Source organism: Bacillus sp. NMTD17, from assembly GCF_002998735.1.
Taxonomy (GTDB): Bacteria; Bacillota; Bacilli; order Bacillales; family Bacillaceae; genus Bacillus.
Genome location: NZ_PVRH01000004.1, coordinates 353159 through 370026 on the forward strand (window position 1 = coordinate 353159; position 16868 = coordinate 370026).

17 protein-coding genes and 1 tRNA gene are annotated in these 16868 nt (G+C 38.4%); 13 read left to right on the top strand and 5 right to left on the bottom strand.

Annotated features, from left to right (window positions below; all coding sequences use genetic code 11):
* Positions 1 to 4 precede the first annotated feature (4 nt).
* From C6347_RS14025 to C6347_RS14040, 4 genes are all read left to right on the top strand, one after another.
* Positions 5 to 88, top strand: a tRNA-Leu gene (locus C6347_RS14025).
* 771 nt (positions 89 to 859) lie between these two features.
* The gene (locus tag C6347_RS14030) at positions 860 to 2593 is read left to right on the top strand and encodes an ABC transporter ATP-binding protein (RefSeq protein WP_106071751.1); all 1734 of its coding nucleotides are present in this window, start codon (positions 860 to 862) and stop codon (positions 2591 to 2593) included.
* Between the two features lie 205 nt (positions 2594 to 2798).
* Positions 2799 to 3176, top strand: a complete 378-nt coding sequence (locus tag C6347_RS14035; RefSeq protein ID WP_060595603.1) for a hypothetical protein — start codon at positions 2799 to 2801, stop codon at positions 3174 to 3176.
* A 506-nt stretch (positions 3177 to 3682) separates the two neighbouring features.
* Positions 3683 to 3886 carry a cold-shock protein gene (locus tag C6347_RS14040; RefSeq protein WP_003214229.1) on the top strand — a complete coding sequence of 68 codons (204 nt, stop codon included), beginning with the start codon at positions 3683 to 3685 and terminating at the stop codon, positions 3884 to 3886.
* Positions 3887 to 4173: 287 nt separating this feature from the next.
* On the opposite strand, the gene C6347_RS14045 is transcribed toward C6347_RS14040, so the two are convergent.
* Together C6347_RS14045 and C6347_RS14050 are read right to left on the bottom strand one after the other, a co-directional pair.
* Positions 4174 to 4635 (bottom strand): CarD family transcriptional regulator, encoded by a 462-nt coding sequence (locus C6347_RS14045; RefSeq protein WP_095286254.1) that lies wholly within the window; start codon positions 4633 to 4635, stop codon positions 4174 to 4176.
* Between the two features lie 272 nt (positions 4636 to 4907).
* The gene (locus C6347_RS14050; RefSeq protein WP_106037133.1) at positions 4908 to 5957 is read right to left on the bottom strand and encodes an NAD(P)-dependent alcohol dehydrogenase; all 1050 of its coding nucleotides are present in this window, start codon (positions 5955 to 5957) and stop codon (positions 4908 to 4910) included.
* 205 nt (positions 5958 to 6162) lie between these two features.
* Between C6347_RS14050 and C6347_RS14055 the strand changes: the two genes are divergently transcribed.
* The gene (locus C6347_RS14055) at positions 6163 to 6564 is read left to right on the top strand and encodes a MerR family transcriptional regulator (RefSeq protein ID WP_060595605.1); all 402 of its coding nucleotides are present in this window, start codon (positions 6163 to 6165) and stop codon (positions 6562 to 6564) included.
* 42 nt (positions 6565 to 6606) lie between these two features.
* On the opposite strand, the gene bglS is transcribed toward C6347_RS14055, so the two are convergent.
* A complete protein-coding gene (bglS, locus tag C6347_RS14060; protein WP_060595606.1) occupies positions 6607 to 7338 on the bottom strand; it encodes a beta-glucanase in 732 nt (243 codons plus the stop codon).
* Between the two features lie 357 nt (positions 7339 to 7695).
* Here bglS and C6347_RS14065 point away from each other — a divergent pair, with 357 nt between their 5' ends.
* The 7 genes from C6347_RS14065 to C6347_RS14095 all read left to right on the top strand — a co-directional run bounded on the left by C6347_RS14065 (position 7696) and on the right by C6347_RS14095 (position 14126).
* Positions 7696 to 8274, top strand: coding sequence for a TetR/AcrR family transcriptional regulator (locus C6347_RS14065; protein WP_034666049.1), 579 nt, complete (start codon positions 7696 to 7698; stop codon positions 8272 to 8274).
* Between the two features lie 72 nt (positions 8275 to 8346).
* Positions 8347 to 9786: a DHA2 family efflux MFS transporter permease subunit gene (locus tag C6347_RS14070; protein ID WP_034666046.1), complete on the top strand. Its 1440-nt coding sequence runs from the start codon at positions 8347 to 8349 to the stop codon at positions 9784 to 9786.
* Between the two features lie 194 nt (positions 9787 to 9980).
* Complete coding sequence (locus tag C6347_RS14075; RefSeq protein ID WP_060595607.1) at positions 9981 to 10874, top strand: alpha/beta hydrolase; 894 nt, start codon at positions 9981 to 9983, stop codon at positions 10872 to 10874.
* Between the two features lie 143 nt (positions 10875 to 11017).
* Positions 11018 to 11383, top strand: a complete 366-nt coding sequence (locus C6347_RS14080; RefSeq protein WP_060595608.1) for an MmcQ/YjbR family DNA-binding protein — start codon at positions 11018 to 11020, stop codon at positions 11381 to 11383.
* Positions 11384 to 11487: 104 nt separating this feature from the next.
* Positions 11488 to 12249: an SDR family NAD(P)-dependent oxidoreductase gene (locus C6347_RS14085; protein ID WP_106071753.1), complete on the top strand. Its 762-nt coding sequence runs from the start codon at positions 11488 to 11490 to the stop codon at positions 12247 to 12249.
* Positions 12250 to 12354: 105 nt separating this feature from the next.
* Positions 12355 to 13119 (top strand): MerR family transcriptional regulator, encoded by a 765-nt coding sequence (locus C6347_RS14090; protein WP_164847192.1) that lies wholly within the window; start codon positions 12355 to 12357, stop codon positions 13117 to 13119.
* Positions 13116 to 14126: an alpha/beta hydrolase family protein gene (locus C6347_RS14095; protein WP_106039288.1), complete on the top strand. Its 1011-nt coding sequence runs from the start codon at positions 13116 to 13118 to the stop codon at positions 14124 to 14126. The genes C6347_RS14090 and C6347_RS14095 overlap by 4 nt, the downstream gene beginning before the upstream one ends.
* On the opposite strand, the gene C6347_RS19655 is transcribed toward C6347_RS14095, so the two are convergent.
* Positions 14123 to 14308 (bottom strand): hypothetical protein, encoded by a 186-nt coding sequence (locus tag C6347_RS19655; protein ID WP_248065149.1) that lies wholly within the window; start codon positions 14306 to 14308, stop codon positions 14123 to 14125. The genes C6347_RS14095 and C6347_RS19655 overlap by 4 nt on opposite strands.
* A gap of 461 nt (positions 14309 to 14769) precedes the next feature.
* Here C6347_RS19655 and C6347_RS14105 point away from each other — a divergent pair, with 461 nt between their 5' ends.
* Positions 14770 to 15918 (top strand): type II asparaginase, encoded by a 1149-nt coding sequence (locus tag C6347_RS14105; RefSeq protein ID WP_106071754.1) that lies wholly within the window; start codon positions 14770 to 14772, stop codon positions 15916 to 15918.
* A 33-nt stretch (positions 15919 to 15951) separates the two neighbouring features.
* Here the strand turns inward: C6347_RS14105 and C6347_RS14110 are convergent, their stop codons facing one another.
* Entirely contained in the window at positions 15952 to 16851 is a 900-nt protein-coding gene (locus tag C6347_RS14110) for an alpha/beta fold hydrolase (protein WP_106037140.1), read from the bottom strand.
* Between the last annotated feature and the right edge of the window lie 17 nt (positions 16852 to 16868).

Consider the following 16868-nt stretch of genomic DNA (forward strand, 5'->3'; position numbering starts at 1 on the left):
ACACGCGGTCGTGGCGGAATGGCAGACGCGCTAGGTTGAGGGCCTAGTGGGTGAATAACCCGTGGAGGTTCAAGTCCTCTCGGCCGCATCTAAGAAACCAAAGGTTGTAGACCTTTGGTTTTTTTGTGCTCTTTTTTATTAAGAAAGCTATCACAAATAACTCCTAAAATGTGAAAACATATTGATTTAAACTCTATTTTCTATTTAAGAACTGCTACTATAAAACCTTGTGTAAAACTAGAAAATTGGAAATATCGTAAAGTTTCAAAATTCAGATATTCGTTCGTTATATACTGTAGGAACAACAGTAACTATTGAAGGTCAATCTCTTATATCTTCAGCTAGTATAACTTCTGTTTAATCAACCTTCCTGTAAGCATCATCAGTGCAGATTTACGCAATAATTAACCTGTTGACCGATTGTAAATATGGATTTAAGATACTTTAAATATTGTATCTCGTCAAACAATTTTATGAGTTCTTCCAGGCAACATTAGACAATATATTTTTATAATTGTGGTTTGTTTAGAGGAACTACGTGATAATATATTGATCAAGATTATAGTCATAGTACAAATGGCGATTACATAAAGACGTTAGAAATATATACATATTCTATTGAAAAGAAATATACACATCTGGGTTTGAGGTATCATTTATCAAATGATATATTTTCTGGTTCTGGTTCATTAGGATAGTTAATCGTAATATAAAAAATACTAATTATATGGAGCTACCTGTGATGAACATTAATATATATGAGTCTAACTCTTAATTTTTTATTTATGACTTTTGATTGAAATGTAAGATAGATACTTTGTGGTGAATGTGGATAGTCTATAGCAGAAAGGATATTATTATGAAACCTAAAAATCCCTTATTCTTTTTATTACGTAAAATAAAACTGCCATTATTATTAATTTTATTTGCTATAACTATTTCATCTGTAGGGAGTATTAGTGGTTTGTTTATACCTCTATTTACTGGTAAAGTTGTTGATAAATTTTCTGAGAACACTTTTAATTTGGGATTTATAGCGCTTTTTTTATGTATGTTTCTAATAAATGCGGTCTTGAGTGGTATTGGTTTATATTTGCTCAGTAAAATTGGAGAAAAAATGATTATGGCAATTCGTTATATGCTGTGGGAGCATATAATAAAATTAAAAATCCCTTTCTTTGATAATAATGAGAGTGGTTCAATAATGAGTCGTATCACAGAAGATACTAATGTTATCAACGCTTTTGTATCTCAAAAATTACCGAATATAATCCCTTCTATAATAACTGTTTTAGGCTCTATTATTATCTTATTGAGAATGGATTGGCAAATGACTCTAATAACACTTATTATAGTGCCTATATTTTTAGCCATAATTATACCTTTAGGGGGAATGGTGAGAAAAATCTCAAAAGCAGCACAATCAGAAGCAGCTAGCTTTAGCGGATTATTAGGTCGTGTCTTAACCGAAATACGTTTAGTAAAGATATCGAATACTGAAAGTTTAGAATTAAAAAATGCTCATAGTAATCTTTTTGAAATATATAAATTAGGGTTAAAAGAAGCCAAAATCATTTCAATTATACAACCATTAACTAGCTTTATTCTTTTACTGACTATAGGAATTATTCTGGGATTTGGTGGTATAAGGGTTTCAACGGGGGCAATATCTGCAGGTACTCTAGTAGCTATGATTTTCTATGTAATACAATTATCTGGCCCTCTTACTAATTTTTCAACCCTACTTACGGATTACCAACGAGCGATAGGAGCTAGCCAGAGATTGAGCGAAATATTACTCGAACATAAAGAAGAACTAGATTCTAATAGACATGTTTCAAATATTGATTTCAGTAATAGAAATTTGAAATTTTCAAGCGTTAGTTTCAAGTTTGATGATAAACAGATTTTGAATAAAATAACTTTTGATATCCCAAGTAGAAAGGTTACTGCTTTTGTAGGTCCGTCTGGTTCTGGTAAAAGTACTATTTTCAATTTAATTGCACGATTATATGAATTGCCTTTGAGCAATGGGAGCATATCACTTGGAGGAATACCCATTAATGAATTTAATCTATCAGATTGGCGAAATAAAATTGGCTACGTAATGCAAACTAACGCGATGATAAATGGCACGATAAAAGATAATATAGTGTACGGCATTAAAAAAGAAATTAGTGAAGAAGAAATCATAAAATATTCTCAATTGTCTAATTGCCACGAATTTGTTACTTTGTTAGACAAAGGGTATGATACAATAATTGGAGAAAAAGGATTAAAGTTGTCAGGAGGTCAACGTCAACGAATTGACATTGCAAGAAACTTTATTAAAGACCCTGATATCCTATTATTGGATGAAGCAACAGCAAGTTTGGATAGTGAGAGTGAGAGGAAAATACAAGATTCACTAGAAGAATTAATGAAAAAAAGAACCACAGTAATAATAGCTCACAGATTAGCAACTATTAAAAAAGCAGATCAGATCATATTCTTAGACCAAGGAGTAATTACTGGTAAAGGAACTCATGACCAATTAATGCGTAACCATGATAAATACAGGCGATTTGTGTCAGCCCAAAAATTGGTTGACTAAATAAATTTTTGTATCTCTTTATGATTGATTTTAATTAACATTTGGATCATTTATGTTAAATGTATTAAGGAAGATAAAAAGTTTAGTGTAACCTTAAGATATAAAGTAATAAGATTATTTCTGCTAATTGACTGCATATACTTCAATTAAATAACATAAAATGGTTATGGTTTTTCAAGTATTTATCGAAAAAGGAGTTATGATAATGTTAAAAAGGTTTTTTTTGATTTTGCTCACATTAATTATGTCCATAGTATTAGTGCTAGTAGCTGCCAAAAATTCTCCTGGGGATAATGTCATTTCATTTGATGAACCTCGTATCTTAATGATATCAATGGGAATAGTTGCATTTTTATTCATTCCGCCGTTAATTATGTCTTTTTTTAGTAATTTTGTTGTAAGGGTTATATCTGGTGTATACCAATGTTTTATTGTTCTTTCCTTTCTGGGGCTCATTCCAATAGGGTTTTTTATTCCGAACGGCTTTTTGACTATTGTTGTTTCTATTGCAGGAACTTTAATTAGCATATTTAGCGTTATAGTAACCTTATCTATTGATAAAAATAAAGAAGTTAAATCTTAACTGAATAAATAAAAAACTTTAGAAAGCTCTATCCTTATTCGAGGAAAAGGGCTTTCTTTTTTAAGTTTTCTGTTGTGGATGACTAAATCTTTGATAACGTATTGTGCTTGTAGGGGTAGTTTTTCGAAAAGCAAAGTTTTAGAACGTAGCCATTAATACGCTGCAAAGTAGTAAAGAAGCGCTTAATATAATAACTATGTGTTAGTCATCCTCCTATCAATGCTCCAAGTATCAAGGACATCTTCATTAGCACAAGTTGGATAGTTATCTAAAAAAGAAGATATGTTAAACTCAAATTTTTTATAATACTTTTTATAATAGCTATTCTCAATTTTTTGACCTTACACATTTAAAAATTGCAATTATTTCCGATTCATGTTACAATAAGAATAATTATTTTTGTTCGGCGTAAAGGATAGCATGAAGAAAGACTTTTCGTCTTGAGGATACTTTGGGCAAGGATAGTATAATACATTGTGTGGTAAACGCACTAGGAGGCAACAAACATGGAACAAGGTACAGTAAAATGGTTTAACGCAGAAAAAGGTTTTGGATTTATCGAACGTGAAGAAGGCGACGATGTATTCGTACATTTCTCAGCTATCCAAGGTGACGGATTCAAATCTTTAGACGAAGGTCAAAAAGTAACATTTGACGTAGAGCAAGGTTCTCGTGGAGCTCAAGCTGCTAACGTTCAAAAAACTGCTTAATCTTCATTTTTAAAAACAGGTTCTCTGTAGAGAGCCTGTTTTTTTGTGTTTCCAATTATTTCTTCAATAAAAAACCCTACTCAGCGTACAAGTAGGGAGATGTTACAAGGTAATCGTAAAAAAATTCATGCTTCAAAGGTTTATCAACAGTATAGCATATTGGATTTACAATATGCGGAATTTGCCTAAATAAATTCTTTTTTCTTTCATAAGTTGAAGGGTGGATAGGTTCTTAGAGAACATGTATTCAAAAATGGTGAGGGATGCCCAAAAGAGCGGCAGAGTTCTTAACAGAAACTTTTTATTTGCTTTTCTGTAATCCCTTTGATGACTTCTAATTCACTTAGCAAAAATTCATGGGCATCATCTAGCATTTTCTTTTCACTTGCATTTAGTGCTTTCTCTTTCTTCATACGCATCAGGTCACGTACAACTTCAGCACCGTCTTGGATGCTACCCGTTTTTATTTTGTTTGTATTAATTGTATGCCGTTCTTTCCATGTCAGTATTTGATCTGATTTGCCATGCTGGAAAATGTGTATCACACTGTTTAATGCCAGTATATCTGTAACAGGTCTAATACGTGAACCCGACATTTTCCGTGTTGGTATCATCACTTTCATATGACTGATTGACATATTAATCACATAATACTGTTGTTTTTCATCAGAAAATTCTTTTTCTTCTATGGCTTCAATTATACCTGCTCCATGCATTGGATACACAATGTTATCACCAATTTGAAACATATCATCCACCTCCATATTAAGTACCTACTATAAGGGTACCACAAATCGATCCGAAATAATCAAATTTTTAATAATAACATGTTTATTTATTTTTTGTCAATAAATTTAGTTCTAAAAAAGAGAGATTATTTTGAAGAAATTTTGGGTGTGATTGTTTTTTTATTATCCATGATTTTTGAACATACCCTCTAGAATCCTCGCTATAAGAAAAACAGGATATCCACCATTAAAAAAGACCAGCCATTGAGCTAGTCTTTCAAAATAGAATCCGATCATAATGTCGAAATATCAATGACAAACCGATAACGCACATCACTTTTCAGCACACGTTCATACGCTTCATCAACTTGACTTGCGTTGATCACTTCAATTTGTGGTGCGATATTGTGAGCAGCTGCAAAATCGAGCATTTCTTGTGTTTCTTGTATGCCTCCAACGAGTGAACCGGCAATGCTGCGACGGCCAGTAATCAATGAAAAGACGTGGAATTGATCTGGCTCAGGTGGTGCACCGACGTTCACCAAGGTTCCATCCACACGAAGTAGGGACAAATAGGCGTCTATATTGATATTGGCAGAGACTGTGTTGAGAATGAGGTCATACTGACCGGCTAGTGTCTGAAAGGTATGAGGATCACTTGTAGCAAAATAATCCTTTGCACCAAATGACAGCGCCTCTTCTTTTTTATTCAAAGAGCGGCTCAATACCGTGACTTCAGCGCCAAGTGCACGGGCGAATTGAATGGCCACATGACCGAGTCCGCCCATCCCGACGATGGCAACTTTTTTACCTGGCCCTGCTTTCCAGTGCTTTAACGGTGAATAAGTTGTGATTCCAGCGCAGAGAAGAGGACTTGCGGCATCAAGGGATAGTTGATCTGGAATGCTGACGACAAAGCGCTCTGTCACGACAATCTTCTGACTATAGCCGCCGTAAGTCGGTTCCCCGTTATAATCGAGGTTATTATAAGTTTGGACGACCCCTTTCGTGCAATATTGCTCGTCTCCATTTTGGCAATATTCACAGGTGCCGCAGGAATCAACAAAGCAGCCAACACCTACACGGTCTCCGATCTGAAATTTCGTCACATCATCACCAACAGCGGCAACGACTCCAGTAATCTCATGACCCGGAACCATTGGGAAAATACCGCCGCCCCATTCATCAAAGGCACTGTGGATATCTGAATGACAGATCCCGCTAAATTGAATATCGATTAAAATATCATGTGGACGAAGCGCTCTTCGTTCAATGGTTGTCCGTTCAAAGCTCGCTTTTGCATGTGAAACACTTAAAACGTTTGAGTGGTGCGTCTGACACATTCTTGATCATCCTTTCAAGTAAGATTCTTTACTTCTATACTGTACGTCTTAAAGTGAACTCTAAGTCAATAGAGAACCCTCTTCAAGCTTTTCAACATCCTTAAATAAAGAATTGAGCCAAAAGCATCTTGCGTTCTCTATCAAATTGGAGATGATGAGAATAAGGAATTTCATAAGGTAAGAGAAGAAGAGAAGGGTGAAAACAATGAAAATAGCACAAGCCGCAAAGCAGCTCGATTTATCTACTGCTACGCTCAGATACTACGAGAATATTGGTTTAATTCGACCGATCCGGCGTGATGAAAACGGAGTTCGTGATTATGCTGAAGAGGATATTCAATGGATTGAATTTATCAAATGTATGAGAAATGCCGGTCTCTCAATTGATGCACTTCGAGAATATACGGCTTTATTTATCGAGGGCGAGGATCGTACCCTGTCCTCGCGGAAAAGTATTTTGGTCAATGAGAGAGAAAGACTTGTAGAAAAACAAAAGGAAATCGAAGAGACGATTAAGCGGTTAGATTACAAGATAGAAAGTTATGAAGATATTATCCACAGCTATGAACAAAAGCTGGTTCATCAACTAAAAACCAGCTCAATTTAAATGAAGAAAAACCTGTGACTTTTCACAGGTTTTGTGATGTGGTTATCTTTTTGTGTAACGCACCCAGTTATAATGTGCGTGGAGCGGTGTAACACCGTTATAGGAGCCGAGCCATTCATCGACACCTGCACCATTCCAGAGGTTCATCATAATCTTTCCTGGAGTTTGAGGGATTTGAGTAGTGGCAGTATGTTTTAATTGTCCATCTACATACCATTTAATCGAGTTAGGCTGCCAGTCAAATGCATACGTGTGGTAAGAGTTTGCTGCATCAAAACCAAGGTTGACGATCTTTTCATGATTTCCTACACCATTGGTATAGTAATTAAACTGAACCTTTGTCGTATCTTTTCCAAGAAATTCGATGTCAATTTCATCCCAAGGCGTACCATCAGTCGGTCCCGTATAAGTAAAGAACGAAGACACGATCCCAACATTTTTGGCTGGTTTCATGCTGACTTCATATAGACCGTAGCCATATGTTTGAGTGGAGCGGTTTTCTCCGCAGTCAAACTTATTATAGGAGGGACTTGTGAGCGATAATCGCATTTCACCTAATGACGTCATGGAGACATTATTTGCACGCCACGTACAGTTAAACATGTTTCCATTCGAGTACCCATCGGCTTTTTGCCATAACCCCGTATTATAGTTGTTAAAAGGCTCGTAAAACGACCCGCCTGTTTGTGCCGAGGCACCCGCAGTAAATGTGGACAAACTCAAGACTAATCCAGTGACAAGCAGCATCAACATTCGTTTCAAACGGTAAGACATGTAGGCATTCCCCTCTCCCTTTTTGAAAGCGTTTTCTTAATTGATCATACATGATTCTCTCAAAATGGAAAATCGGTCTAATATATGATATTAAAGAGGATTTTTTGCTAGATTCTTCTCTTATTTCATAGGAAGTTACTAAAGAAAATGGTATAAACAGCAAAAGATCATCAAAAACTCATTCGTTAAAATTGAGTTTTTGATCTTTTCATGCCATTTAATAAAGAATGATTGACAAAGCGGACAGTTGTCCGTAAGATAATATCGGGACAATTGTCCTAATGAGAATCAAAAGAGATGAGATTTAACACATAGAGATAAGTGCAATATGGATGAAGGTAAAGAAGGTGAGGCATCATGGAAAAGGATATTGGAAAGGAAATTGAAGAGGTCGCTTTTTCTTTGTTTCAGGAATTTGGCGTGGAAAATGTCAGCATGCATAAAATTGCCAAAACGGCTGGTGTTGGGCAGGGCACTCTTTACCGCCGCTATGCCAATAAAAGTGATTTGTGCCTTTCTATCCTTGGAGAAAGATTTGAACAGCTGATCCCTGCTTTGCATCTTTACTTGAGCAAAATCAGTGACCAGCCGGTTCGTGAACGTTTGCGTTATGTGCTCGAAGAAATTCATCTCATCGTCGGTCATCATTTAGACTGGATTCGGATGCTTACAATCTCTGGAAATTTAGAGCAGACAAGTAAAGTGTATGATTGTCATTACAGTCAATCGCTTAAACAAATCATTCGTGATTTGCTGGAGGAAGCAGAAGAAAAAGGGGAAGCGAACATACAGGATATTGAGCTGACGACATTATGTATGTCCTCTCCGATGACGCCTGAACTGATGTTTTATATTTGTGAATCTGGTTATTCAATCGAAAAAATCGCTCAATTCGCTGCAGAGAAACAGATTTTATCTGTTTTCAATAGACATTGAAGTGGCTCATTTCTCACCAGCCTGACTTCCTATGATTGATCTAAATTGAAAAAGAAAAGGAGCCAACCTACTATGAACAAACAGCAAGCAGCAGCTTCTCATATTCGAACGCTGCCCATTATTATCTCATTTATCACAGCTGGTTTTATTGGCCTGTTCAGTGAAACGGCACTAAATATGGCGCTGAGAAGCTTAACGTTAGACTTTGGTATTGAAGCAACGACAGCTCAGTGGCTGACAACAGGATATTTATTAACACTTGGTATTCTCGTACCAATTTCAGGACTCATTCTTCAATGGTTTACAACAAGACAGCTTTTCATTACGTCGCTCATCTTTTCGATCATTGGAACATTTATTGCGGCGGTTGCGCCAGTCTTTAGTATTTTAATGGTGGCACGTGTCGTACAGGCAGTCGGTACAGCATTGCTTCTTCCATTGATGTTCAATACGATTTTGGTGATCATCCCGCCTCATAAACGAGGCAGATCAATGGGGATTATAGGTCTTGTGATCATGTTTGCACCAGCTGTTGGTCCAACAGTCTCTGGTCTTATTTTGAAATCGCTGACTTGGCATTGGATTTTCTGGATTTCACTTCCGTTATTAATAGCTGCACTCGTCTTTGGTTTTATCTTTATGCAAAATATTACGGAGCCAACAAGACCAAAAATCGACATTTTATCGATTGTGCTTTCAACCATTGGTTTCGGAGGAATTGTGTATGGCTTTAGCAGTGCCGGTGAAGGCGGCGGCTGGAGCAGTATGCATGTGATCGTTGCAATTGTAGTAGGTGTCATTGGGATTCTTGTATTCTCTCTCAGACAGTTGAATATGAAGGAACCGATGTTGAACTTAAGTCCGTTTAAATATCCGATGTTTGTCATTGGGTTACTGCTGATCTTAGTGTGTATGATGGTGATGCTGTCTGCTATGATGATTTTGCCATTGTATCTGCAAACATCCTTGGCACTAACGACATTTACAGCAGGTTTAATGCTATTGCCTGGTGGAATTATCAACGGTCTGCTATCTCCAATCATGGGTGGGCTATTTGATAAGTTTGGACCAAAATGGCTTGTGATTCCAGGGCTTGTCATTGTCGCAGCGACGATGTTTGGCTTCACGAATTTAAGTGTGAATACATCGATTGGATACATTGTGACCCTTCATATTACGTTAATGGTCGGAATCGCGATGATCATGATGCCTGCACAAACAAATGGATTAAATCAGCTGCCGCCAGAGCTATATCCGCATGGTACAGCGATTATGAATACATTGCAGCAGGTGTCAGGAGCTATTGGTACTGCGGTCGGTATTTCGATCCTTTCATCAGGGACCCGCAGCTTTATGGAAAATGTGGCTGATCCCGCAAATCCGATGAACCAGCTGCTCGCCTTTACAAATGGCGTCCAGCATGCATTTATCTTTGCTGTGATCATGACCGTCATTGGTTTGATCATCGCTTTCTTCATTAAACGAGTGAAAGTAGAACAGCAAGTTTCATAAAATAGATGAAAAGCACTGAGGACCTAGCGCCGCAGTGCTTTTTTGATTTGCCCAATGCTTATTTCAAAGAGAGCGAAAATGGGGAGATAGATAAAAAGTGAACCAATGAGAATGTGCTGCTGATTCAGTAGAAGGAAAAGAGGAAAAAGGAACGAATGAGTTAGAAGAAATGAATAAGATAGGAGACTGAGATCATGAACTTAGAAGAACAAATCAAAATCGCTGCGTCATTACGTCAACCAGCTGAAGGTTCATTACCGAGTCAATCGGAACTAAAACCAGTCCATCCTCCTGAAGTAAACAAAATGGAATATGACATTCCAACAAGTGCTGGCGAAACAAAGGTATGGGTATTTAAGCCGGTCAACACATCAAAGCAGCCGCTTCCTGTTTTTGTGAATTTACATGGCGGAGGATTTATCCTAGGCAGTGCTGAAATGGATAACCACTGGTGTCCGGTCATTGCAGACCGAGCGCAATGTATCGTCGTCAATGTGGAGTATCAGCTTGCCCCAGAGCACCCTTTCCCGGCCGCTCTTCATGAATGCTACGATGTGCTGAAGTGGCTGTATGAACACCCTGATGAGCTTCAAATAGATCCCAAAGCAATAGCCATTGGCGGACATAGCGCAGGAGGAAACTTGGCAACGGCTGCTTGTCTCTTAAATATTCAAAAAGGGAACAAACTCCCGATTGTCTATCAAGTGCTTGATTATCCGCCGCTTGATTTAGCCACTGATCCAGCACAAAAACCAGCGTTTGAAGAAGCGATCCCAGTTGAAATGGCGAGACTCTTTAATGCCTTCTATCTGCAAGGCCAAGGTCCGCACAATCCGCTCGTTTCTCCGATCTTTGCCGATCGTTCATCCTTGGCACAAATGCCACCAGCTCTCGTTATCACAGCTGAAAGAGATTCGCTAGCTCAAGAAGCCGAACAATATGCGGAGAAGTTAAAAGAAGCAGGGGTAGATGTCACGTACAGACAGTTTAAAGGAGTCCCTCACGCCTTCACGCATGCCGGAGATTTAGCAATAGCTGAAGAGGCTTGGCATCTGATGAGTGATCAATTGAAGAAGGCATTTGAATAAGATAAGAACAGTGATGTAAAAGCACAGAACCCAGCGGGTCTGTGCTTTTATTGTTGTTAAGTGAATGAAAAAGATCAGATATCTGCCTTCATTGTCGATATAATAGAAAGAATAGAAGACGACTTAAAAAAGGAGCGAATCTAATGGAAAAAGAGAAACTACAGGCATTTTGTCTTTCTTTAAAAGGAGTAACCCATGATTATCAGCCAGAATGGCATGCAGATCGTTATCATATTGGTGGAAAGATGTTTGCTATGATGGGCGGAGATGCGAATCGAAAACCTGTCATCACTTTAAAATGTGACCCTCAACGAGCTGAAGAACTAAGAGAGGCGCATGAGGGGATTATTCCGGGCTATTATATGAATAAGACTCATTGGAATTCGATTTACCTTGATGCGGACATTCCATCTTCATTTGTAGAGGAGTTAATCGAACATTCCTACCAATTGGTTTTTCACAAATTAACAAAAAAATCTCAACATGACATCCTCCAACATGATGAATGAAGTGAGACAAGTTAATAAACCGTGTGATTCTCTTCAAAATTGACTAGAGCGAAGTGCTGTCGTTATAATTTAACCAGTTAGAAGACGTTAATAGGGGGATATAATTGAGCTATACAGTCATTACAGGAGCAAGTTCAGGTATTGGGTATGAGGCGGCGCTAGCCTTTGCAGCACGAGGCAAAAACCTTATTTTAGCTGCACGCCGGCTCGAGAAACTCCAAGAACTGAAGAAAGAGATTCTTGATCAATATCCCGAGATCAAAGTAAACATACAGCCTGTCGATTTAACCGACATGGAGCAAGTGTATTCATTTTATGAATCGTTGGCTGAATATGAGCTTGACACCTTCATTAATAATGCAGGGTTTGGCCATTTCGGTTCAATAGGAGAACAGGATGTAAGTAAAATTGGGGATATGCTTCATCTGAATATCGAAGCCTTAACGATTTTATCCACTTTATTTGTTCGTGATTATGAGCAAGTAGAAGGGGCTCAGCTGATCAACATTTCTTCAAGAGCGGGCTATACAGTCGTCGGCAATGCCGTCACCTATTCAGCCACGAAGTTTTACGTGAGTGCCTTTACAGAAGGACTGGCACTAGAGTTGAAAGAAAAAGGAGCTAACTTACAGGCAAAAGTATTAGCGCCTTCCGCGACAGAATCAGAATTTGCAAAGCGTTCATTAGATGTAGACCAATTTGAATATGAAGGCAATATCAAGAAATATCATACATCAAAAGAAATGGCAGCTTGTCTGCTCGAGCTTTATGATCATGAAAAAACAGTCGGTATTGTTGACGGCAAGACATTCGACTTTGAATTGAAAGACCCGATTTTTACACATGCTGGTCCAAGTATGAAATAGAAATGACACATCACTGAGGGCAGATTTCCTCGGTGATTTTTTTATGGCATGATTGACTGTGTGGTAACCACATGGTTTAGAATGTGTACAAAAGGAGGGAATCTAGTGACGTATGTAACAAGTGGAGAAGTATGTAAGCTACTAAACATCACAAAGTATACGCTTCGTCATTATATAGAACAGGATCTCGTACGCCCTGCGAAGGTTGCTCAAAATGGATACCAATTATTTGATGAAAAAGAGATTTACACCCTTTATCAAATCCTCTTCTTAAAAAAGGCGGGCTTCTCTTTAAAAGATATAAGCGAGACCTTTTCGAATGAACAAAGTATCACTCTGTCCTACCAAGAAATGCTGGATCAGGTCGAGAAGCAAATACAGGAACTAAGCGAAGTGAAACAGCGTCTGGAGCATATGCTGTCGATTCAAAACAGCCTTCAGCTTAATAAAACAACCATCCAAGATCGGCCAATTCGGTATTTAAAACAGATCCCGCATCATCTTCTAAAGGGTGAAACAGAGCTGGACTTTAAACAAATCGTTCATCAAAAGGAGCTGGATCTGTCTCTTTTTGAGGAGAGATATTATGTGATCAATCTGCAAGATGACACAACAATTTCTTATTATGTATCAAATGAACGTGATTATGATGTGAGACTGGATGCAGGTTCTTACGCGGTCAAAAGCTTTTTAGCTGGAGATGAAGAGAAGGTCATTGAAGAAATTGAGGCTTTTCTACATGAAGTACCTTTTACACAAGAGAGTGCACAACCTTCTTCTATCATCTTATATGAGAATGTACCAGTCTCTGTCACGTACCAAAATTCAATGGTGTACACAGTTGAACAAGGAGCGGGGAATAGAAGATGAAAAAAAGGATTTGGCTGATCATCGCAGCAGCAGTACTCATTTTCATCGCAGCATTTGTAGTTTATGAAAACAGCTTTGCTATGAATGAAAAGGAAGTCGTCATGGAGACTGAAAATGGGACATTATCAGGTATCGTGACCACGCCTAAGAAAGCGCCAATCAAAGGAGTTGTGCTTTTTATACACGGAGATGGTCCTCAAAATGCCACATATGACGGAGGATACAGACCCTTAATGGAACGCTTTGCAAAGCAAGGCTATGCATCTATATCATGGGATAAGCCCGGGGTGGGTCAATCAGAAGGAAACTGGCTCCATCAATCCATGGAGGATCGTGCAAAAGAAGTAGACAATGTGATCAAATGGGCGAAAAAAGAGCCTGATCTTCAATCAAAACAAATCATCTTATGGGGAGCAAGCCAAGCAGGCTGGGTGATCCCAAAAGTAATGGCTGATCGAACAGATATCACAGCCTCCATTCTTGTCGGGCCTGCTGTCAATTGGATGAGACAGGGAAGGTACTATACACTTCAAACATTAAAAGAAGCGGATGCATCTAAAGAACAAATTCAAAAAACACTCAAAAAAGAAGATGAGCAAAACAAATTATTAGTAGAAGGCGCAGCATTTCGCACATATCAAAAGAAAACGGACGATCAAGAGATGACAAAAGATCGATTTGAATTCATTCAAAAGAACATGAAAGCCGATGCCACTTCAGATATCAAGTGCATCCAATCACCGACCTATTTGGTTTTGGCGCAGAATGACCGAAATGTAGATTCTGCTGAAACAAAAAGGATCTACGAAAAAGAAGTAGCACCTAAATGGTTGCATGTTCAAACAATTAGAGGCGTAGAGCATTCAATGCTGAATCCGCTCATTCATCATTCAAATACCCTGGTCACATTAGCAGCGATCGCCGCACCGAAAGACTTCCTGCTTAGCCAAGCGTACTTGGATCACTGTGAAAACATACTAGAGCAGCTAAAAACACCTTTGCATTAGGTGTTTTTTTCATGCGTTCTTTGATAAAACAAAGAATCAAAGATCCAGTAGATGAGACTGCTCATGATGACGATAGGCACAGATGCCGAGCTCCCAATACCATCAATGACAAAAAGCATGACAACCATTGCAATCAGTAAATAAGCGGCTAAATAAAGAGGATGGAAAGCCTTTGGCTGCAAAGAAAACAACAACTGCAAAGGAACCGCAAAAACGAAATAATAAACAAAAAAGATGGGAATGTAAAATACCAGGAACGCAGGCTCTCCCTGAATCGGTGGATAGAAGCATACGAACAGACTGAGTAAAATCGAACTAAGGAATAGTGTTATTAGGATTTTGTGAAATGATTGAAGCATTTGCAATACGTATACTCCTTTTTTGTAAAATTTACTATATTTTATCATAAATTGATGATCTAGTATTGTTTACTTTTATTGATTGAACAACCTCAATATCTCCTCTTTTAAAAGTAAAGTTAGGTATTTAGATGTAAATAAATGATTGTGATAATGACCATTTTTCCTTTATTTGGTTCTGTATCTTTCGCCTCATGCCGATGAATGAAGGAATGGTATAAAGTAAACCCTATAGAAAGAGATCTAGCTTTGAATCCATCACATTTAAGAAGAGAGATGATCGAATGAACGTAACAAAATGGTTAGGTGCTGTCCTTCTTTCTGTTTTATTACTGTCGACAGCAGCTTGTGCCAATACAAGTACCCAAGAGAAAAATCAAAGCGAAAAAGAAAGCGCAACTAATCAATCAAAGGACAAAACGACAGCCGTAGAAACAGGGAATAAGTCCTTATCTAATATTAAGGTATTAGCGACAGGCGGGACGATTGCTGGCAGTTCGGACAGTAATACAGATACGACAGGATATAAATCCGGTTCACTTGGCATCGATAAAGTCATTGCTTCAGTTCCTCAGCTAAAGGATATTGCAAACGTTACCGGTGAGCAGGTAGCGAATGTTGGCAGTGAAAATGTTGATAATGCCCTTCTTTTAAAATTAGCCAAACGAGTGAATCAACTCTTAAATGATGATCAGGTGGATGGCATAGTCATCACGCATGGAACAGACACACTTGAAGAAACAGCTTACTTTCTACATCTGGTTGTCAAAAGTGATAAGCCAGTTGTGGTCGTTGGCTCAATGAGACCAGCGTCTGCTATCAGTGCGGATGGTCCGCTGAACTTGTATCATGCTGTCAAAATTGCCTCTATAAAAGAAGCAAAGGGCAAAGGTGTCATGGTCACGTTAAATGACCGAATTGCATCAGCTCGATTTATTTCAAAGACAAACACGACCACAACCGATTCCTTCAAGTCTCTTGAGCATGGCTACATTGGAGAAATTGCTGGTGAAGTGGTTTCCTTCTATAACGAATCAACAAGAAAACATACGACTGAAAGTGAATTTGATGTATCAAAAATAAAAGAATTACCGCAAGTTGATATTTTATACGGCTATCAAAATGATCATAAATACATGTATGATGCAGCAGTAAAAGCAGGAGCGAAAGGCATTGTCGTTGCCGCAGCAGGAAATGGAACGATGTCAACAGAAGCCATCAAAGGGGCAACAGATGCAGTGAAGAAAGATGTGGTCCTCGTGAGATCAAGCCGTGCGGGAAATGGAATTGTGACCCACGAAAAAATGGATGATGAACATCACTTTGTGTCATCGGATTCATTAAATCCACAAAAAGCACGCATTCTGCTTATGCTCGCTCTAACGAAGACAAAAGATCCAGATAAAGTACAGACATATTATGAAAAATATTAATGAAGAAAGGGACCCGAAGTTTCGGGTCTTTTTTTATGCATGTTCCTGATGATACTTTTCAGCACGTGTTTTTAAAGAGAGTAAAATATCTCGCCATATATCGTCTACATCTGTAAGAAAATGTCCCGCTTGATCTATATAATAGGTTTTGACGTTTGGAATCGTTGGAGCCATTTTTTCTATTTCTACAAATGGAGCCATTGTATCCTCTTTTCCATGCCATACATCAACAGGGATTTGTATATCTTTCATATCGAATGCCCATGGCTGCGAGAGCAAATATGGTTCATGAATACATTCATCCACCGATTGACGAGTGGCTTCGTGTAAATGCATCATCATCATCTCTAACTGCTCATCGGTTTGAAGGAATTGACGGTCCCATGGATGTAAATGTTTGTTCCCATTTTTGGCCAGCTTCTTAAATTTCTCTGGTTTTTTCTCAATCATTTTTTTCTGGGAACGATAGCTTGCTTTCAATAGCCAAGGGAACTTCTTACTGAGGAAAAAAGCCAATTTGTTCTCTTTCAGCATACTTTTAGGCGGTTTTCCGTCCTGAAAAGGAGTTGTACTTGAGATCAAAGCGGCTGAAAGGACTCGATTCGGCAATTGGTAGGCACAGCCAGCAGCGAATGCGCCGCCTCCAGATACACCCATCACTGAAAAATGGTGAATGCCTAGATGATCTGCTACTTCCAGCACGTCTTTTGCCCAGTCTAAAATCGTACGGTCAGGTTGAGGGGTAGATAAACCAAATCCAGGTCTGTCTAGACAGATGAGGCGAACACCGAGCTCTTTAGAGATTGGGTCATCATCTAAAAACATGACTCTTGATCCAGGTGTTCCGTGAAAAAAGAATACTGGAAACCCTTCAAGATCACCGTATTCACACAAACCAATATGACGTCCATCTTGTAAATGAATCCTACCCATATTTTCATCCCCTTAAT